This is a genomic window from Polynucleobacter sp. Nonnen-W13, from assembly GCF_018881735.1.
Taxonomy (GTDB): domain Bacteria; phylum Pseudomonadota; class Gammaproteobacteria; order Burkholderiales; family Burkholderiaceae; genus Polynucleobacter.
Genome location: NZ_JACVPU010000003.1, coordinates 60,882 through 79,951, shown reverse-complemented (window position 1 = coordinate 79,951; position 19,070 = coordinate 60,882). Strand labels below are relative to the sequence as shown.

General features: G+C 47.7%; 16 protein-coding genes. 7 read left to right on the top strand and 9 right to left on the bottom strand.

Annotated features, from left to right (window positions below; all coding sequences use genetic code 11):
- Positions 1 to 3 precede the first annotated feature (3 nt).
- The gene (gene glnE / locus ICN27_RS08960; protein ID WP_216269783.1) at positions 4 to 2,829 is read left to right on the top strand and encodes a bifunctional [glutamate--ammonia ligase]-adenylyl-L-tyrosine phosphorylase/[glutamate--ammonia-ligase] adenylyltransferase; all 2,826 of its coding nucleotides are present in this window, start codon (positions 4 to 6) and stop codon (positions 2,827 to 2,829) included.
- On the opposite strand, the gene recN is transcribed toward glnE, so the two are convergent.
- Both recN and ICN27_RS08950 read right to left on the bottom strand, forming a co-directional pair.
- Entirely contained in the window at positions 2,826 to 4,496 is a 1,671-nt protein-coding gene (gene recN, locus ICN27_RS08955; protein ID WP_216269782.1) for a DNA repair protein RecN, read from the bottom strand. The genes glnE and recN overlap by 4 nt on opposite strands.
- Before the next feature lie 26 nt (positions 4,497 to 4,522).
- Positions 4,523 to 5,428 carry an NAD kinase gene (locus tag ICN27_RS08950; RefSeq protein WP_216269781.1) on the bottom strand — a complete coding sequence of 302 codons (906 nt, stop codon included), beginning with the start codon at positions 5,426 to 5,428 and terminating at the stop codon, positions 4,523 to 4,525.
- Between the two features lie 37 nt (positions 5,429 to 5,465).
- On the opposite strand from ICN27_RS08950, the gene hrcA reads away from it, so the two are divergent.
- The 5 genes from hrcA to dnaJ all read left to right on the top strand — a co-directional run bounded on the left by hrcA (position 5,466) and on the right by dnaJ (position 11,611).
- On the top strand, positions 5,466 to 6,488 hold the full coding sequence (gene hrcA, locus ICN27_RS08945; protein WP_216269780.1) for a heat-inducible transcriptional repressor HrcA: 1,023 nt from the start codon (positions 5,466 to 5,468) through the stop codon (positions 6,486 to 6,488).
- Positions 6,489 to 6,539: 51 nt separating this feature from the next.
- Complete coding sequence (hemH, locus tag ICN27_RS08940) at positions 6,540 to 7,634, top strand: ferrochelatase (RefSeq protein ID WP_216269779.1); 1,095 nt, start codon at positions 6,540 to 6,542, stop codon at positions 7,632 to 7,634.
- Positions 7,635 to 7,716: 82 nt separating this feature from the next.
- Positions 7,717 to 8,277 (top strand): nucleotide exchange factor GrpE, encoded by a 561-nt coding sequence (gene grpE / locus ICN27_RS08935; RefSeq protein WP_216269778.1) that lies wholly within the window; start codon positions 7,717 to 7,719, stop codon positions 8,275 to 8,277.
- Positions 8,278 to 8,449: 172 nt separating this feature from the next.
- On the top strand, positions 8,450 to 10,381 hold the full coding sequence (gene dnaK / locus ICN27_RS08930) for a molecular chaperone DnaK (RefSeq protein ID WP_216269777.1): 1,932 nt from the start codon (positions 8,450 to 8,452) through the stop codon (positions 10,379 to 10,381).
- A gap of 99 nt (positions 10,382 to 10,480) precedes the next feature.
- The gene (dnaJ, locus tag ICN27_RS08925) at positions 10,481 to 11,611 is read left to right on the top strand and encodes a molecular chaperone DnaJ (protein WP_216269776.1); all 1,131 of its coding nucleotides are present in this window, start codon (positions 10,481 to 10,483) and stop codon (positions 11,609 to 11,611) included.
- Between the two features lie 14 nt (positions 11,612 to 11,625).
- Here dnaJ and panB read toward each other — a convergent pair whose 3' ends face one another.
- From panB to ICN27_RS08895, 6 genes are all read right to left on the bottom strand, one after another.
- Positions 11,626 to 12,441: a 3-methyl-2-oxobutanoate hydroxymethyltransferase gene (gene panB / locus ICN27_RS08920; protein ID WP_216269775.1), complete on the bottom strand. Its 816-nt coding sequence runs from the start codon at positions 12,439 to 12,441 to the stop codon at positions 11,626 to 11,628.
- A gap of 17 nt (positions 12,442 to 12,458) precedes the next feature.
- Complete coding sequence (gene folK / locus ICN27_RS08915) at positions 12,459 to 12,986, bottom strand: 2-amino-4-hydroxy-6-hydroxymethyldihydropteridine diphosphokinase (RefSeq protein WP_216269774.1); 528 nt, start codon at positions 12,984 to 12,986, stop codon at positions 12,459 to 12,461.
- 71 nt (positions 12,987 to 13,057) lie between these two features.
- The gene (gene pcnB, locus ICN27_RS08910) at positions 13,058 to 14,458 is read right to left on the bottom strand and encodes a polynucleotide adenylyltransferase PcnB (RefSeq protein ID WP_216269773.1); all 1,401 of its coding nucleotides are present in this window, start codon (positions 14,456 to 14,458) and stop codon (positions 13,058 to 13,060) included.
- Positions 14,455 to 15,135, bottom strand: a complete 681-nt coding sequence (locus ICN27_RS08905; RefSeq protein ID WP_216269772.1) for an HAD family phosphatase — start codon at positions 15,133 to 15,135, stop codon at positions 14,455 to 14,457. Before ICN27_RS08905 ends, pcnB begins: the two co-directional genes overlap by 4 nt.
- A gap of 6 nt (positions 15,136 to 15,141) precedes the next feature.
- Positions 15,142 to 15,900, bottom strand: a complete 759-nt coding sequence (gene hda / locus ICN27_RS08900; protein ID WP_215308369.1) for a DnaA regulatory inactivator Hda — start codon at positions 15,898 to 15,900, stop codon at positions 15,142 to 15,144.
- 12 nt (positions 15,901 to 15,912) lie between these two features.
- Complete coding sequence (locus tag ICN27_RS08895) at positions 15,913 to 16,902, bottom strand: AI-2E family transporter (protein ID WP_215308368.1); 990 nt, start codon at positions 16,900 to 16,902, stop codon at positions 15,913 to 15,915.
- A gap of 73 nt (positions 16,903 to 16,975) precedes the next feature.
- On the opposite strand from ICN27_RS08895, the gene purM reads away from it, so the two are divergent.
- Positions 16,976 to 18,028 (top strand): phosphoribosylformylglycinamidine cyclo-ligase, encoded by a 1,053-nt coding sequence (purM, locus tag ICN27_RS08890; RefSeq protein WP_216861276.1) that lies wholly within the window; start codon positions 16,976 to 16,978, stop codon positions 18,026 to 18,028.
- Positions 18,029 to 18,042: 14 nt separating this feature from the next.
- Here the strand turns inward: purM and miaA are convergent, their stop codons facing one another.
- Positions 18,043 to 19,047: a tRNA (adenosine(37)-N6)-dimethylallyltransferase MiaA gene (miaA, locus tag ICN27_RS08885; RefSeq protein WP_216269771.1), complete on the bottom strand. Its 1,005-nt coding sequence runs from the start codon at positions 19,045 to 19,047 to the stop codon at positions 18,043 to 18,045.
- Positions 19,048 to 19,070: the final 23 nt, after the last annotated feature.

The following is a 19,070-nucleotide window of genomic DNA, read 5'->3' as shown; positions in this document are numbered from 1 at the left end:
GAAATGACTGATTTTGTCGCTCAAATTGAATTTCTAAAGCAGCACTCCAGCTACGCACAACGCTGGCTCAACTCCCACCCTGATTGGGTTGATTGGCTTCGGACTCAGGGCGCCCAAAAAGTAGATGTGATTGGAATTGAGGATCTATTGAGTCCTTGCCAAGATGCATTAGCCGCACCCGAGCAAGACGAGGCTCAGTTTATGACGGATCTCAGGCTGGCTAGGCAACGTCTCATGCTCTGGATTGCCTTCCGAGACCTCAATGGTATAGCCGATCTCAGTGAGGTAACTCATGCTCTGAGTCATTTTGCTGAGGCGGCAATTGCCCTCGCGATCGCCTACATTCGAGAGGATCAGCAGCGTCGTTTTGGCTTGCCTTGGAGTGAGGTCACAGATTCAGAGATGCCTTTAATGGTGGTGGGTATGGGTAAGTTAGGTGGGCTGGAGCTCAACCTATCTTCTGATATCGACTTAATCTTTTTGTATGAGCACGAAGGTGATACTCAGGGCGGACCTAAGAGTTTATCGTATCACGAGTGGTTTACGCGAATGGGTAAGCGTCTGATTAAATTGTTGGCCGAGCATGATGCCAATGGGTTTGTATTTCGGGTGGATATGCGCTTAAGGCCCAATGGAGACTCTGGGCCCCTAGTCTGCAGTCTCGATATGCTCGAGGAATATTTATTGGTACAGGGAAGAGAGTGGGAGCGCTACGCTTGGATTAAGGGCAGGTTAATCTCACCCTTACCTGACTCCCCCTCTTTTGCCTATTGCGAGCGCGAACTCGATCAGTTGATTCGTCCCTTCGTATATCGCCGCCATCTTGATTACGGTGTGATTGCGTCCATCCGTGAGCTGCATGCACAAATACAGCATGAGGCTGAGAAGCGCTCCTCCAGCCATCATGGTCGCTCTAGAGATATTAAGTTGGGTCGTGGTGGCATCCGTGAAATTGAGTTCTTGGCGCAAATGTTTCAGTTGATGCGAGGTGGCACCGATCCTCGCTTTCGTATCCGACCTACTCTGGAGGTATTGGAGCTGGTAAAGCAGCAAGGTATTTTGCCTGCCAAAGAAATTGATGATTTAAAGACGGCTTATATTTACTTGCGTCGCTTAGAGCATCGGATCCAAGTTTGGGAAGATCAGCAGACACACTATTTGCCCGAGGATGAGGGGCCTCGTACTCGTTTAGCAGTGAGTATGGCCGGTCCTAATCAGATTCAAGAGCAGACTCGTTTTTTATCTGAGCTTGATAAACACCAAACGGCAGTAGCTCAGTATTTTGAAAAAGCTTTTGTACTCGATGATGCTGCACGTTTAGACAATATCTCTTTGCCAGCAGGGTGGGAGCCTGACATCACGCTGTTCCCCGAGTCTGCAGCCCGCTGGCTGGCTTGGGCTGATAGCTCTAAGCAAAGACAGCTATCAGAAAAAAGCAGAATCATTTTCAATAACCTCATTCGCAAGGCTGCAGAGAATTTGCAATTGGATCAGCCTATTGTGATTAGCGCAGATCAAACCCTGCTACGTTTTTTTGATCTGTTAGAAGCGGTTGTAAGGCGTAGCGCTTATCTATCCATCTTGTCTGAATATCCTCAGGCACTATCGAATGTGTTGGCTTTACTCAAGACCTCTCAATGGGGTGCGGGATACCTAACCAGACATCCTCACCTCTTGGATTACTTGCTCAACTCGCGCACCGAGAAGGCGCTGATTGAATATCCTGAACAGTATTGGCAGGAAGTAAAAGCGACTTTAGATATGCGTCTTGATGACGTGATGGCGGATGGGGGTGGCTCAGAGCAGGCGATGGATATCTTGCGTATTACCCATCACACAGAAACCTTTATTACTTTGCTCGCAGATTTGGGAATTGGTATGGATCACGAGCTTTCAGTAGAGAAGGTGAGTGATCATCTATCTGCTTTGGCGGACTTAATATTGCAGACCACTTTTGAGCGGGTTTGGCCTAGCGTTGCCCAGAAGTTTGGATTACCGCTTGATACGACTGCACCATTCGCAGTAATTTCTTATGGCAAGTTAGGCGGTAAAGAGTTGGGATACGCCTCCGACTTGGACTTGGTTTTTTTGTATCAAGCTGAAGAAGCTGACTTTGCTGCCCAAGAAATTTATGCGCTACTCGCTAAGCGAATGATTAACTGGCTCACCGCCTATACATCAGCTGGCAACTTATTTGAAATCGACACACGTCTTCGCCCAAATGGCTCTGCCGGATTTTTAGTGACAAATGCCGATGCATTTAAGAAATACCAAATGCGGGAGGGTGATAATGCCGCATGGGTTTGGGAGCATCAAGCTCTAACACGAGCTAGATTCTCAGCGGGATCAAGAGTGGTTGGAGAATTCTTTGATAGTGTGCGATTTGATGTTTTAAGTCAGAAGCGTGATGTTATACAACTGCGTCATGAGATTTTAGAAATGCGTCGCAAGGTTCATGCGGGACATCCAAACCCCGGCTCTGACTTTGATTTGAAGCATGATGCCGGCGGTATGGTGGATATTGAATTTATCGTGCAATTTTTAGTCCTGGCATTCTCAAACGCCTATCCACAGCTGATTGGTAATCTAGGGAACATCGCTTTACTTCGGATTGCTGGAGAGGCGGGCTTAATTCAGGCTGCAATAGCGCAAGATGTGGGGGATGCCTATCGCTTGCTTCGGGCGCGTCAACATCGTTTGCGTTTGGATGGTGCAGAAAAGACGCGGGTAGATTTGGAGCTTGAACCACAACTGGTTCAAGCAAGAGAGGTAGTGCTGGCTTTGTGGCAGGAAATATTTCTAGCCCCTTCAGATGCTGAACTAACTTAGTTTTGCTCTAGTAGCTCGCGAGCATGTCGGCGCGTCGTGTCTGTAATCGTTGCTCCGCCCAGCATACGCGCAACCTCTTCTACTCGCTCAGATCTTCCAAGCGGCATGACCTGAGAGAGCGTTTTATCACCCGCCTGAGATTTACTGACTTTGAGGTGGTGATTACCTTGCGCAGCCACTTGTGGCAAATGGGTCACACACAGAATTTGATGTGACTCACCAAGTTGACGTAATAACTTCCCAACGGTTTCTGCAACAGCGCCGCCAATACCGGCATCGACTTCATCAAATATCAGCGTAGGTGTAAAGGATGCCTTGCTGGTGATGACGCTAATAGCTAGGCTGATACGGGCCAATTCACCGCCGGAAGCTACTTTTGCCAATGAGCGAGGGGTGCTTCCAGCATGCCCTGCAACGAGAAACTCAATTTGCTCAAGACCATGAGCGCCACCTTCAGCCAGCGGTAGCAAGGCAATCTCCAACTGCCCACCTGCCATCGATAGGTCCTGCATTGCAGCACTAACTTGCTTACCTAAATCTAGCGCAGCCTTGTTACGTTTTTGTGAGAGCTGCTTTGCTTGCTTGAGATAGGCAAGCTCTTCTTGCTTCACCCTCTCGCGCAAGGCTTCTATATTTTGCGAGGCAGTCAATGCCTCTAAGCGTTCGGTGGTATCCAAAAGAAGCTTTGGTAAGTCATCTGCTTCGGTGCGGTATTTTCTGGCTGCACCATGAAGCGCTTGCATACGCTCCTCAACTTCGCTGAGGCGTGCAGGATCTAAATCGAGTTTTTGCAAATAACGATTGAGGCCATGAACCGCTTCATCTATCTGAATTTGGGCTGACTCTAAGGCTTGGCTGATATCGCTGAGTGCAGAGTCATGTTCGGCTAAAGCGCTTATATTGGTGCTAGCCTTAGAGAGGGTAGATTCGACAGAGTTATCCGCATCGCTCAGAGCATCAATTGCTTCTTGGCACCCGCTGATAATTTTTGCACCATTTGCAAGGCGTGCATGCTCACTTTGAATAGCACTCCATTCGCCCTCTTGCGGAGAGAGTTCAGAGAGCTCCTCTAATTGCCATTCCAAACGCTCACGCTCGCGTTCAATATCTTGCCCGGCATTTTCAGCTTGCTCGAGTCTACGACGCGATTCATTTAGGGTTTTAAATAATTGGGAGACCTCAGTAATAAGATCTAGGTGATTGGCATGACGATCCAGTAGTTCCCGTTGCGCACCACCTTTGAGTAGTAATTGATGTGCATGTTGACCATGAATATCGACTAGCTGATCACCTGCTTCTCGCAGTTGTGCCAAGGTTGCTACGCTGCCATTAATGAAGGCACGGCTACGGCCATTAGCTTCTACAGTTCTTTTCAGTAAAAGACTTTTCCCATCGTCTTCAATTGGAAAGCCTTGTTCATCGAGCCATTGATTGAAATATTCAATTTGCTGTACATCAATCCGAAAGAGGGCGCTAATTTCTGCGCGGTTGCAGCCTTCACGAATTTGGCTGCTATCTGCACGCTCACCTAATACTAAGCTGAGAGCATCTAAGAGGATAGATTTACCGGCACCTGTTTCGCCAGTCAGGACTGTAAACCCAGAGGAAAAGTCTAGCTCCAGCTGATCAACAATGACAAAGTCGCGAAGCGATAGTGTTTGTAGCATGGTTTAGCGTACCAAAAAATTCGACATCAGAATGTCGATGGGTACTCATTCCAATGTAACTTCTCGCGCAAGGTTTTGTAATCACTATGGCTGCGAGGGTGAAGTAGGGTGATAGTTTTTTCAGATTGACTGACTTCAATGATGTCACCTGATTGCAAATGTGTTTGTGATTGCATGTCGAAGTTCACAATCACTTCTCTGCCATCAACCACTTCGATACTCACCACAATATCTTGCGGTAAGACAATGGGGCGATTAGATAAGGAGTGTGGTGCAATTGGCGCCAATAGAATTCCAGCGACCCGAGGATGCAGAATCGGTCCGCCAGCGGAGAGTGCGTAAGCTGTTGAGCCGGTAGGGGTAGACACGATCAAGCCATCTGAACGCTGGTTATACATAAATGAACCGTTGACGCGCACTGCAAGCTCTACCATCCCTGATATTCCGGAGCGATTGACTACTACATCATTTAAGGCGAGAGCTTGATTGATTTTTTGGCCATCACGCATCACGACTGCATCTAGCAGTGTTCTGCTGTCGGCTTCGTAGTCACCAGCAATCATTTGCGGCAAAACCGTTTGAACGTTCTGAATGGGGATGTCGGTCATATAGCCCAAGCGGCCCATATTAATGCCAACGAGGGGGACATTACTGCCAGCCAGTTGGCGCCCAATCCCCAGCATTGTTCCGTCACCACCTAAAACCACTGCTAAATCAATGGCTCCCGCAAACTCCTCTACTTTTTTGATCGGGTAGGCGGTTAGGCTTAAGTGGCTGGCAGTGGAACTCTCTACATAGACCTCACAGCCTTGCTGGCCGAGAAGTGCTGCCAGGTCCTTAAGACGCTCTTGCATGCCGTCAGCCTGATATTTGCCGACAAGCGCAACCCGGCTAAAGGCCTTTTTGCTGGAATTTGGGGATGGGCTTAACATATAACGATTAAACCATACGCATAAAATCCCTTCCACCATGGATGATCGTTCCCGCGCCTTACTGAAAACCCTCATCGAGCGCTATATCGAAGAGGGTCAGCCTATTGGCTCACGCACCCTATCTCGATTCTCGGGATTGGATCTTTCTGCGGCCACGATTCGCAATGTGATGGCTGATTTAGAGGAAATGGGCTTGGTAACTAGCCCCCACACCTCAGCAGGTCGTATCCCAACCCCAAGGGGCTATCGCCTCTTTGTGGATACGATGGTGACTGTTCGCCCTTTGGAGGAAATTGCGACCCGTGAGATGGAAAAAGGTCTGTTGCCAGATTCACCCCAAAGGGTGCTGAACTCCGCTGCACAAATTTTATCTAATTTGACCCATTTTGCCGGGGTGGTGATGACGCCCAAGCGAGCTCAGGTCTTTAAGCATATTGAATTCTTGAGGCTTGGTGAGGGCAAAATCCTCCTTATCATGGTTACGCCTGAGGGTGATGTGCAAAATCGTATCCTGCCTACCTCGCAAGACTACACCCCAAGTCAGCTAGTTGAGGCTGGAAATTACATCAATACTCAGTTTGCCGGCAAGAGTTTTGCAGAAGTGCGTGCACACCTTGCCTCTGATTTAGATAATTTGCGAAGCGATATCTCGGGGCTAATGGCTCTGGCATTGCATAGCGGCGTTAGTGATTACGGTATGGGTCAAGGCGATATGCTGCTATCAGGTGAGCGGCGCTTACTGAATGTTGGCGATCTCAGTACGAATTTGGATAAGCTGCGCAAGATGTTCGATATGCTCGAGCAAAAGTCGGTCCTCATGCAGTTGCTAGACGTGTCTAGTCATGCCGATGGTATTCAAATTTTCATTGGCGGTGAAAGTGATTTACTGCCTTATGAAGATTTAGCTGTCATCAGTGCGCCCTACAGTGTGGATGGTCAGATCGTTGGAACTCTTGGCGTGATTGGCCCTACTCGCATGGCATACGATCGGGTGATTCCAATTGTCGACATCACCTCTAAGTTGTTATCGGGTGCATTAAGTGCGCCAATAAGTTCTTAGTCATGTTTATGTTTATATCTTTTAGCTCTCCTTAATAAAGACGGATCTTCCTTGAATCAAAATCCTCACCTACGCCCCTCTAAGACAGCAGTGTTATTGCTCAACTTGGGCACTCCTTCCGCACCAACTGCTAAAGCAGTAAGGGCTTATCTCAAGGAATTTTTATCTGATCCCCGCGTTGTAGAAATCCCCCGCATTATTTGGTGGTGTATTTTGAATGGCATTATTTTGCCGATTCGTAGTGGTGCTTCTGCAAAGAAATACGCTTCCATTTGGTTGCCAAAATTGGGCTCCCCATTAATGCATTACTCGCGCTTGCAAGCAAAAGAGTTGGGTGAGAAATTCGCTAATCACGGTCAAGTAGTCCTGGTAGATTTAGCCATGCGCTATGGTGAACCTTCAACTCAGCAAGCCCTGGAAGCCCTGCAAGCACAGGGCATGGAGCGTTTATTGTTGCTGCCACTATACCCACAATATTCTGCGACAACCACTGCCTCCAGTTTTGATGAAGTGTTTCGCGTATTGGGTACTTGGCGCAATCAACCTGAGTTGCGTTTGGTTAAGTACTATCACGACAACCCTGCATATATTTCAGCATTACGTGACCAAGTACTCGGAGCATGGGATAAAGATGGTCGCCCAGATTTTGCTGCTGGTGATCGCCTTGTAATGTCTTTTCACGGCCTACCCAAGCGCAATTTAATGAAGGGCGATCCCTACCATTGTGAGTGCTTGAAAACCGGCCGCTTACTTGGTGAGTCATTAGGTCTAGAGCCTGGACAATACTTGGTGACTTTTCAATCTCGCTTTGGTAAGGCGGAGTGGCTCAAGCCTTATACGGCTCCCATGATTGAGGAGTTGGGTAGAGCAGGCTGTAAACGAGTCGATATTTTTTGCCCAGGATTTCCGGCAGATTGCCTGGAAACCTTAGAAGAGATTGCAATGGAGGCACGTGAGATCTTTTTGGAGCATGGCGGCAAAGACTACCGCTACATCCCTTGCTTAAATAGCAATCCAAAGTGGATCGATGCGATGTACGAAATTGCCCATCAGCATCTATCTGGCTGGAGTTTAGGGGTTGAGTCCGATGCGGTATTACAGGAGCGCAACCGTTTGGCTGAATTAGCTAAAACGAAGATTGCTTAAAGATGGGCACACTTGAAATTGCCTAAATCGGCCCCATATTGTTGAGAAGTAGCCATCCTGATAGAAAAGTGAATTTGTACCTATGACCCAAGAAAATCAAAATCCATCTCCTGAGCAAGAAAATACTGCTGCCGATCTTCAGGCTGCAGCTGGTGCACAAGCAGCTTCTGCGGATGCCGAAGTACAGACTCCTGAGCAAGAAATTGCCGAGTTAAATCAAAAGCTAACCGAGATGCAGGATAACTACCTTCGTGCTAAAGCCGAGGGCGAAAACATTCGTCGCCGTGCCGCCGAAGATATCTCAAAGGCACATAAGTTTGCGATTGAGAGTTTTGCTGAGCACCTCGTGCCAGTTACCGACAGTCTCTATGCGGCCCTGAACGCAGAGACTATAGATGCCAAAGCCTTTAAAGAGGGTCTAGAGATCACCCTAAAACAATTGCTATCCGCCTTTGAAAAAGGTCGCTTGACTGAGATTAATCCTGCTGTAGGTGATAAGTTTGACCCCCACCATCATCAGGCTATTGCTTCAGTTCCTTCGGACCAAGAGGCCAATACCGTAGTTTCAGTGCTCCAGAGGGGTTATTCCATAGCTGATCGGATTTTGCGTCCTGCTTTAGTAACCGTGAGCGCACCCAAATAAGGTATTGAAAGCCCCTAAATGGGGTTTTCTGGGTCAAAAAAGATATAAAAGGCAGAAATCTGCCTTTTTTGCTTTTTAACCCTTGAATTTCTCTGCTTCGACCCCATTTATTCCTTATTGAATTATTCGCAGTTTGACGAAATTACACGTAACTTAATTTTTTGGAGCCATTATGGGAAAGATTATCGGAATTGACTTAGGAACCACGAACTCGTGCGTTTCTGTTGTTGAAAACAATGCACCTAAAGTTGTCGAGAACGCAGAAGGCGGTCGCACAACTCCTTCCATCATCGCTTATGTTGAAGACGGTGAAGTATTGGTTGGCGCACCTGCAAAACGCCAATCCGTAACCAATCCTAAAAACACCATCTACGCAGTAAAGCGTTTGATGGGTCGTAAGTTTACTGATGCGGAAGTGCAAAAAGACATCGGTTTGATGCCCTACAAAATTGTTCAGGCGGATAACGGCGATGCTTGGGTGGAAGCGCGCGACAAAAAAATGGCACCACAACAAGTTTCAGCAGAAATTCTGCGCAAAATGAAAAAGACAGCCGAAGATTATCTCGGTGAAGAAGTGACTGAGGCGGTGATTACGGTTCCTGCTTACTTCAATGACAGCCAACGTCAAGCTACTAAAGATGCGGGTCGAATCGCTGGTTTAGATGTAAAGCGCATCATTAATGAGCCAACTGCCGCGGCATTAGCCTTCGGCCTGGACAAGCAGGACAAGGTTGATCGCAAGATTGCCGTATATGACTTGGGCGGCGGTACATTCGACGTTTCCATTATTGAGATTGCTAACGTGGATGGCGAGAAGCAGTTCGAAGTGCTCTCTACCAACGGTGATACCTTCTTGGGCGGTGAAGATTTTGACCAGCGCATCATTGACTGGATTATTGCTGAGTTCAAGAAAGAACAAGGCGTAGATTTGAGTAAAGACGTATTGGCATTGCAGCGCTTGAAAGATGCTGCTGAGAAAGCCAAGATCGAATTGTCATCTGCGCAACAAACTGAAATCAATTTGCCATACGTGACTGCTGATGCAGGCGGTCCCAAGCATTTGAACTTGAAGTTGACCCGAGCTAAGCTAGAGTCGTTGGTCGAGGAGTTGATCAACCGTACAGCTGGTCCTTGCTTGACTGCAATTAAAGACGCTGGCGTAAATCCCGCTGATATCGATGATGTGATTCTGGTCGGCGGTCAAACTCGTATGCCTGCTGTTCAGGATAAGGTAAAAGAAATTTTCGGTAAAGAGCCGCGTAAAGATGTAAACCCAGATGAAGCGGTTGCAGTTGGTGCTGCGATTCAGGGATCGGTATTGTCGGGTGATCGAAAAGACGTATTGCTCCTGGACGTAACCCCCTTGTCTTTGGGTATCGAAACCTTGGGCGGTGTGATGACTAAGATGATTCCGAAGAACACGACTATTCCGACGAAGCATTCGCAGGTTTACTCTACAGCGGAAGATAACCAGCCTGCGGTAACCATTAAGTGCTTCCAAGGTGAGCGTGAAATGGCTGCTGCCAACAAATTGCTCGGTGAGTTCAATTTGGAAGGTATTGCTCCGGCGCAACGTGGTATGCCACAAATTGAAGTGACTTTTGATATTGATGCCAATGGTATTTTGCATGTAACCGCAAAAGATAAAACGACTGGCAAAGAGAACAAGATCACCATCAAGGCAAACTCAGGTTTGACTGAGGAGGAAATTTTACGCATGGTGAAAGATGCTGAAGCGAATGCCGATGAAGATAAAAAAGCATTGGAATTAGTAACAGCACGTAACACTGCTGATGCTTTGGCTCACTCCACTAAGAAAGCCCTAGAAGAGCACGGTTCTGCTTTGGAGGCTTCTGAAAAAGAAGCTATCGAAGCCGCTTTGAAAGAATTGGACGAAGCCATCAAAGGTAGTGATAAAGCTGCCATTGAGGTTAAGACTGAGGCTTTGGGTAAAGCAAGTCAGAAGCTCGGTGAAAAAGCCATGGCTGCAGAACAGGCTAAGGCTGGTGGCGCTCCTGGCGCAGCGCCTAGTGGTGCACCAGGTGCAGCCCCCGATGCTGATGTAGTGGATGCGGATTTCAAAGAAGTGAATGACAAGAAGTAATTTCGGAGATTGAAAGCCATTTAACGTAGTTTAGAAGTACTTAAATAACAAGTCGGCCACGTGCCGACTTGTGTCATTCAGGTTGTTGAGAGGAATTTTGTGTCTACAAGTAAACGCGATTATTACGAGGTCCTTGGAGTTGCCAAAGGCGCTAGCGAAGATGAGCTAAAAAAAGCCTATCGAAAAATGGCGATGAAGCATCACCCTGATCGTAATCCCGATAGCAAAACGGCAGAAGCGCAATTTAAAGAAGTTAAAGAGGCTTACGAAACTTTAACGGACCCAAATAAGCGTGCCGCATATGATCAGTATGGTCACGCTGGTCTCGATCAATCTGGTGGTTTTGGCGGTGGCGGATTTGGCGGTGGCGGTTTTGCCGATGCTTTTGGCGACATCTTCGGCGATATTTTTGGTCAAGGTGGCGGGCGTCAGTCGGGACCGCAGGTATATAAAGGTGCTGATTTACGTTACAACATGGAGATCACTCTTGAGCAAGCTGCCGAGGGTTACACGACTCAAATTCGGGTGCCAAGTTGGAGTAATTGCAAGCCATGTCATGGCACTGGCGCTGAACCTGGTAGCAAAGCCGAGAGATGTACTACTTGCGGCGGTCATGGCCAAGTCCGTGTCCAGCAAGGCTTCTTCTCCATGCAGCAAACTTGCCCTAAGTGTCGTGGCACAGGCGAATATATTCCTAAGCCATGTAAGACTTGCCATGGCAGCGGTAAACATAAAGAACAAAAGACGCTGGAAATCAAAATCCCAGCGGGTATTGATGATGGTATGCGTGTGCGCTCCGTCGGCAATGGCGAGCCTGGCGTCAATGGTGGACCATCCGGCGATCTTTATGTAGAGGTGAGAGTCAAGCCCCATAAGGTATTTGAGCGTGATGGCAGTGATCTGCATGTCCAAATGCCGATCTCCTTTGCAACTGCAACGATTGGCGGGGATATTGAAGTCCCAACGCTTTCAGGGCGTGTGGAGTTTCCGATTCCTGAGGGTACGCAAACTGGAAAAACATTCCGTTTGCGTAACAAGGGTATTAAAGGTTTGCGCTCAACTATGGTGGGCGATCTCTTTGTCCACGTTGCTGTCGAGACTCCAGTGAAGTTAACTGATGAACAGAAAAAATTACTGCAGAGTTTTGACGATAGCCTGAAATCAGGTGGCGACAAACATAACCCCCATCAAAAGGGTTGGTTTGATGGAGTAAAGAGCTTTTTTAGTTAACTGGTAGCTTGAATTTATCCAGCAAAGCCGTGTTCGGGTCCGGGGAACTTTCCGGATTTAACCTCTCGGACATAGGCTTTGACTGCTGCTTCAATTGAGTTGTGGCCATCCATAAAGTTTTTAACAAACTTTGGCGGCTTCCCGGGGCTGATGCCTAGCATATCTTGCAATACTAATACTTGACCTGAGCAATTCGTACCTGCACCGATTCCAATGGTAGGAATGGTGAGCGATTCGGTAATGAGCTTGCCCAATGAGGATGGAATGGCTTCGAGCACAATCATTTGCGCGCCAGCTTGTTCGCAAGCAATTGCCTGCTCAAGCATGAGGCTTGCAGCATCTTTCGATTTACCTTGAACCTTATAACCACCCAAGATGTGAACAGACTGGGGTAATAGTCCAAGATGAGCGCAAACAGGAACACTACGTTCTACTAAATACTGAATGATGTCGATTTGCCAATCACCACCTTCAAGTTTGACCATGTCGGCACCAGCGCGCATGAGCTCTGCTGCTGAATCTAAAGCTTGAACAGGATCACCATAGCTCGCAAAAGGTAGGTCGGCAATGATGAATGCATGGGTGTTAGCTCGAGCGACACATTCAGTGTGATAAGCCACATGCTCAACAGTTACCGGTGTTGTGCTGGAGTGACCTTGAATCACATTACCTAAGGAGTCCCCAATCAGAATGGTTTCTACTCCACTGCGATTTAACAAGGCTGACATTGTGGAATCGTATGCCGTCAGCATCGTAATTTTTTCACCCTCGGCATGCATGGTGAGGAGTTTAGAGATCGTAATTGGCTTTTCGCCTTGCAAGTAACCCATGGCGTGAGTTTAATGAATTAATGCGCTGATCGGCTATAAACCTGTTTTTCACCACAATTACAGTTGCGGCAAGAGAGTTTTTCAATGCGCTGATCGGCTACCTTAGGCAAATAGGCCTTGAGCTCGCCCAAATTGGGCAAAAAGAAATCTGGGGCAATTTCCAGTAAAGGAAGTAGAACAAACGAGCGTTCAATGATTCTAGGGTGGGGGATGGTGAGTTCCGTATCTGTTTGAGAAACACCCTCAAAGGATAGGATATCTAGATCAATCGTCCGAGGTGCGTTAGCGTAAGGACGCTCACGCCCAAATTCTTGTTCGACTGCTTGGCAGACGTGCAAAAGGCCGTAAGGGCTTAATTGCGTTTCAATTTCAATGACTGCATTGATGTAGTCCCCGCCGGTAGCTTCAAAGGGCGCGCTTTGGTAAAAACAGCTTTTAGCTAGTATTTGGAGCTCGCAACGTTGTGCAAGGCACACAATTGCATCAGTAATAAGCTGACGTGTGTCACCGATATTGCCGCCAAATCCAATAAAAGCTCGAGCCATGCTCATTCCAAACAAAAGAAGGGTGCAGAGAAACTACTGAAACTACTTTACTGAATTTTTCTCAAGTCTGCTTAGTCTGCTGCACTTTCAGTGGGCGAGGACACTTTGGCTTTTCTACGGCGACGTCGTTTTGTGGGAGAGTCGCTGTTGCCAGTCTCATTTTTGACGCTCGCCATCAGGGCCTCTTGCCCAGTTGGGGCACTTTCAATAAAGCTTGTCCACCATTCGCCCAGAGCTGAATTCTTCTCTCCCGTGGCACAGCGCAGGAGCATAAAGTCATAACCCGCTCTAAAACGTGGAGATTCAATCAGGCGATAAGGATAGCGTCCAACACGCTTTTCAAAGCGAGGTTGCATTGACCAGATTTCCCGCATATCGCTCTCGAAGCGACGTTGAATTACCATGCCGCTGCTTTGACTGGCGATAGTCTCATCCATCGCATCATGTAGTGCAGGAATATTAGAAATCCCTTTGGCGATATTCTTTTTCCAATTGCTCAGGAGGTCTGGCCAGAGCAAAGTGGCGAACAAGAATCCAGCTGAGACACTTTTGCCAGATTGAATGCGTTGATCGGTATTGGCCAGGGCAGTGCGAACAAAATCATTGGCTTCTTTGGAGTCTGCACTCTGATCCAGGATGTGATCTAGCAAGGGCAGTAGGCCATGATGGAGCCCCGCGTCCTTGAGGCCTTGAATCGCAGCCCATGAGTAACCAGACATGAGTAGCTTGAGAATTTCATCAAAGAGACGAGCAGACGGAACATCATGAATCAATTTACCTAATTTAGCGATAGGTGCGCGAGTTGCTGCGTCTAAGGTAAAGCCTGTCTTGGCCGCAAAGCGAATGGCGCGCAACATGCGAATCGGATCTTCACGATAGCGCTTCGCCGGGTCACCAATCATGCGCAATGTCTTCTTCTGCATGTCGGCCATACCGCCGTGATAGTCGAGTACGGTTTCAGTAGCAGGGTCATAGTACATCGCATTGATGCTGAAATCTCTGCGTGCAGCATCTTCATGCTGGCTGCCCCAGACGTTATCGCGCAAGATGCGACCATTTTCTGCTACATGCTCGCCAGCGTTCTCCAATAGAGCTCTAAAGGTAGATACCTCAATAATTTCAGGTTGGCCTTTACCAAAGAAAGTGACATGCACAATCTGAAAGCGACGACCAATGAGGCGTGCTTTGCGAAATAGTTTTTGTACTTGCTCTGGGGTGGCATTGGTTGCCACATCAAAGTCTTTGGGGCCAATGCCTAAAGCTAAATCTCTTACAGCGCCACCCACAATAAAAGCATCATAGCCAGCCTGCTGCAGTGTCTGAGTTACCTTCACGGCATTTTTAGAGAGTAAGTCTGGGTCAATACGGTGAGTTTTTTTAGGTACTCGTTTCGGCGCACCAGAGGTATGGGCTGCAGTATGTCGGATCATGGGATCGCGACGCAAAATACGTTTAATAAATTTGGTAATCATGCAAACAGTTCAAGTATGGGCCAGTGACGTTTTAAGGCTTCATCACGTAGGCGAACATCCGGATTAGTAGCAACAGGATTGCTCACTTTTTCCAGCAGAGGTAAATCGTTCATCGAGTCTGAATAAAAATAACTTTGTGGCATTTCATTCAATGCGAGCTTTTGAGTGGCAAGCCAATCATGAACTCGTTGAATTTTGCCCTCCCGAAAACTCGGAATCCCCTTAACTTCACCTGTGAAATCAGCAAAAGGTTGATCTCCCACGGTGGCGGGTTCAGTAGCTACTAGATGTTCGATGCCAAAACTTTCTACGATGGGGCGAGTAACAAAGCTATTGGTTGCAGTCACAACACAGCAAAGATCGCCAGCATCTTGGTGGCGCTTCACAAGATCAAGCGCCTGTTGACGGAGTTGGCCTGTAATGACCTCTTGCATAAAGGCCTCATGCCATTCTTTAAGCTGTGTGCGGGAGTGTTCGGAGAGTGGCTTTAATGCAAAGCGAAGAAACTCTTGGATATTGAGCTTTCCATCTTTGTAATCTTGATAAAAGCGTTCATTTTGCTGTGCATAGTATTTACTATCGACTACACCAATACGCGCCAAGAACTGACCCCATTCGTAATCGCTATCGCAGGGGAGAAGAGTGTGATCTAAATCGAACAGTGCTAATTGAGTCATGAATATTTATTTAGGCTGCAAGAGCTCTCTAACGAGGGGCAAGGTGACAGCGCGTTTTGTTTCTAGTGAGTAAGCATCCAAAGCATCAATTAATGCCATCAGACTGGGCATATCCCGATAAAAGCGATTTAACAACCAAGGTAATACATCTGACGATAAAACTAAGCCGCGTGCTTGTGCTGCTTGTTGTAAGGCTTCTATTTTCTCATCATCGCTCAAAAGATGAGTTTGAAAGATCAAACCCCATCCTAGGCGGGTGCGCAAGTCTTCTCGAAGTCTTAGTACGGCAGGGGCAGCATTACCCGCCATGAAAATATGCATTGCTTCGCTACCCTGTATAGCATTCAGAATGCGAAACAAGGAGGCTACTAGGCGCTCATCAAGTCGATCCACATCATCAACAGTAATGACTGAGGGTGTCACGCTGGAGCATAGGGCAGGCAGGCTTTCCTCCAGACTCACCCAGGAAATGGGTTCATGAGGGGTTAGGGGGAAGTATTCCAAGTCTAATTGCTGAGCAGCATTGCCGATGGCGCCAAGTAAGTGGCTGCGACCAGAGCCTTCTGGGCCCCACCAATAAATCCAGCGTTGATTGAGAGGATTCTCACTATCTAATCTTGGCGCATTCATTTCCCAGGATTTAGCTATTGCCTGCAAGGTAGAGTGCAGCGCTAGATTTTCTCCGGCTAAAAAATTACTGAAGCTGGGTTTGGGTGTGTGGCCAATGTCGAGTGCAAACTGCCTTGGTAGTGAGGGACTATTCATTGCTGCAGTAATTTACTTTTGGTACCACGGACTTTGAATATAGCGTGTCCAACCATACTGCAAGAGTACTAAACCCACAGCGCTGATAGGTAATGCGAGTAGGACACCAAAGAAGCCAAATAACTTTCCAAATAACAATAAGGCAAAGAGCACGGCAACGGGGTGTAAGCCAATTCGCTCACCTACGAGGCGTGGCGTGAGAAAGAAGCCCTCAATGAATTGGCCTAATCCGTACAGGACGAGGACTCCAATAATTGCGCTACCAGGCCCAAACTGCAAAAGAGCTGCAAGGACGGCTAGAGTAAAACCCAGGGTGATGCCAATATAGGGAATCACAATCATGAGTGCAGTAAAGACGCCTAAGGCTGCCGCACCTTTAATGCCAATCAGACTTAATCCTACGCTGTAGAAAACGGACATGATCGAAATCACAATCAGCATACCCCGGAGGTATTGCGAGAGTAAGCCATCGGCATGCATTGCGAGGTGGTGAATCGTCTCTTGTGCGCGGACCGGAACAATCGTTCTAATGAGTTTAAAAAAATGAGTCCAGTCGATTAATAAATAAAACATGACAAACAAGATCAGAACCGCATTAACGAATCCTGCGATTACCGAACTGCCTGACATCAGCACGGTCTCCAAGGTGGAGGACATGAGTGCATCAGAGTTGTCGTTGAGGTGCGTAGTAATTTTTTGAGTCGCACTGGATTTCAGAGTGCCCCAATCTACATCAATATGAAATTCACTCAACTTAGGCCCAAGCCAGGATTGGGTGTTTTGGATCCAAGTCGGAAACTGAGCCTTAATTAGGGGAATTTCGGTTTTGATGAGGGTAATAAAGAGGGTCAAGATTAAAAATACGACTGCAAGGCCAATAATCATGGCAATCCCGGCGGCCGCTGCGCGGGGCAGGCGCTGCCTCTCAAGCCACAAGCAAACTGGGCGCAGGGCATAAGCCAGAATAAATGCAGTCAGAAAAGGGGTAAAAATTTCAGCCATCGTCCTCGAATCCTCTAGAATTCAATGATTCTACCGACCAAGTAGCGTTTCTTACTAATCTTCTATCTCTGCCATGAACTCACCTACCAATTCTTCCTCAAAAGGCCTTTCCTACCGTGATGCAGGTGTCGATATCGATGCCGGGGATGATTTGGTGGATCGCATTAAGCCTTTGGCCAAGAAAACCATGCGTGAAGGCGTGCTGGCTGGGATTGGTGGCTTTGGCGCCCTTTTTGAGGTTCCAAAGCGCTACAAAGAGCCAGTTTTGGTGTCCGGTACTGATGGGGTTGGTACAAAGCTCAGATTGGCCTTTGAGTGGAATCGTCACGATACGATCGGCCAGGATTTGGTGGCGATGAGCGTGAACGACATTTTGGTTCAGGGTGCTGAGCCCCTCTTTTTCTTGGATTACTTTGCTTGCGGCAAGCTTACTGTGGATACTGCTGCCACAGTCGTTGGTGGTATTGCGAAAGGTTGTGAGTTATCTGGTTGCGCACTCATCGGCGGTGAAACTGCTGAGATGCCTGGTATGTATCCTCCAGGCGAATACGACCTAGCCGGTTTTGCTGTTGGTGCAGTTGAAAAATCCAAAATTATTACTGGTGCAACGATTACCCCAGGCGATGTCGTTTTAGCGATTGCTTCGAGCGGCGCACATTCCAATGGCTATTCACTAGTTCGTAAAATTATTGAACGTGCCGGTGCTAAGCCGACTGATGATTTGGGTGGCCGACCTTTAGGCGATGTAGTCATGGCCCCTACACAAATTTATGTAAAGCCATTACTGAAGTTGATCAATGAAATGAATGTGAAGGGCATGGCTCACATCACTGGCGGCGGTTTAGTGGACAACGTACCACGAGTACTCCCGGAAAATACTCAAGCGGTACTGCATCGCGATAGCTGGCAAATGCCAGAGCTGTTTCGCTGGTTGCAAATGAAGGGTGGCGTAGCCGATGCAGAAATGGTGCGCGTATTTAACTGCGGCATTGGTATGGTGGTCATTGTGTCTGCCGATCAAGCTGACACTGCAATCCAATCTCTCAAGGCTGAAGGTTTATATGCTTGGACGGTTGGCGAGGTTGTAGAGCGTCCTGCTGGCGCACCACAAACTATCGTTATTTAATACTCAGTAAAAGCCTATTTAACTAGACTTTGCTTGCAGTACTCTAGGGCCGCGTTTAACTCAGTTGGGTTGAACGGGTCAAATGTCTTTCTTCCAGCAATCGCGCGCAACCAAGTTAACTGCCGTTTGCCAAGCTGCCTAGTGGCTGCTAGCGCCTTGTAGCGCATTTCGGCTTGATCCACTTCACCAGATAAATATTCCCAGATTTGACGGTAACCCACTGAGCGAATGGCCGGCAGGTCACCATGCAGAGCTGGATTTTTTCTCAACAGCTCAACCTCTTCTAATAATCCTCCGCTCAGCATTTCATCAAAACGCTTTTCTAAGTTCTGATGTAAGCGGGAGCGATCGCTTGGCTCTAATGAAATGAGATCAATCCATTCTGGAATAGTCGACCCTTCTCTACCATCTTCGCTTGGTGAATCTGCCAACAGTGCCGACATCGGCTTGCCCGTAATTTCATAAACTTCTAAAGCACGTTGTACACGTTGAGAATCATTAGGCTGTAAACGCGCAGCAGTCATAGGGTCAGCTTGAGCTAATTTAGCGTGCATCGCAGGCCAGCCAATAGCTTTACCTTGCTCATCAAGGCGGGCGCGGATTTCTGGATCTGCTGGCGGTAGAGATGAGAGGCCATATGCCCAGGCCCGCCAGTACAACATCGTGCCACCCACTACAACGGGAATATTTCCACGATCACGAATTTCTTTACTGAGCTGCTTGGCGTCATTTGCAAAGCGCGCGGCTGAATAAGATTCGGTGGGTTCCAAAATATCGATGAGGTGATGCTGAACAGCAGCTCGCTCAGCCTGAGTAGGTTTAGCGCTGCCAATATCTAAGCCGCGATAGACCAGAGCGGAGTCCATGCTGATTAATTCAACGGTTTGACCTATGGATTTAGCATGCTCAGCCAATGACATCGCAAGATGAGTTTTGCCTGCGCCTGTAGGGCCAACAATACAGAGTATGGGTGGCTGATGAGGTGAATGCGTAGGCTGAATGTGAGGTTCAGTTTGCATAACCCATTATAAGAATGAAATGC

Coding starts and splice junctions, on each gene's coding strand:
- glnE (WP_216269783.1), top strand. CDS start 4: ATGACTGATTTTGTCGCTCAAATTGAATTTCTAAAGCAGCACTCCAGC.
- recN (WP_216269782.1), bottom strand. CDS start 4,496: ATGCTACAAACACTATCGCTTCGCGACTTTGTCATTGTTGATCAGCTG.
- ICN27_RS08950 (WP_216269781.1), bottom strand. CDS start 5,428: ATGTTAAGCCCATCCCCAAATTCCAGCAAAAAGGCCTTTAGCCGGGTT.
- hrcA (WP_216269780.1), top strand. CDS start 5,466: ATGGATGATCGTTCCCGCGCCTTACTGAAAACCCTCATCGAGCGCTAT.
- grpE (WP_216269778.1), top strand. CDS start 7,717: ATGACCCAAGAAAATCAAAATCCATCTCCTGAGCAAGAAAATACTGCT.
- dnaK (WP_216269777.1), top strand. CDS start 8,450: ATGGGAAAGATTATCGGAATTGACTTAGGAACCACGAACTCGTGCGTT.
- panB (WP_216269775.1), bottom strand. CDS start 12,441: ATGGGTTACTTGCAAGGCGAAAAGCCAATTACGATCTCTAAACTCCTC.
- folK (WP_216269774.1), bottom strand. CDS start 12,986: ATGGCTCGAGCTTTTATTGGATTTGGCGGCAATATCGGTGACACACGT.
- pcnB (WP_216269773.1), bottom strand. CDS start 14,458: ATGATTACCAAATTTATTAAACGTATTTTGCGTCGCGATCCCATGATC.
- ICN27_RS08905 (WP_216269772.1), bottom strand. CDS start 15,135: ATGACTCAATTAGCACTGTTCGATTTAGATCACACTCTTCTCCCCTGC.
- hda (WP_215308369.1), bottom strand. CDS start 15,900: ATGAATAGTCCCTCACTACCAAGGCAGTTTGCACTCGACATTGGCCAC.
- ICN27_RS08895 (WP_215308368.1), bottom strand. CDS start 16,902: ATGGCTGAAATTTTTACCCCTTTTCTGACTGCATTTATTCTGGCTTAT.
- purM (WP_216861276.1), top strand. CDS start 16,976: ATGAACTCACCTACCAATTCTTCCTCAAAAGGCCTTTCCTACCGTGAT.
- miaA (WP_216269771.1), bottom strand. CDS start 19,047: ATGCAAACTGAACCTCACATTCAGCCTACGCATTCACCTCATCAGCCA.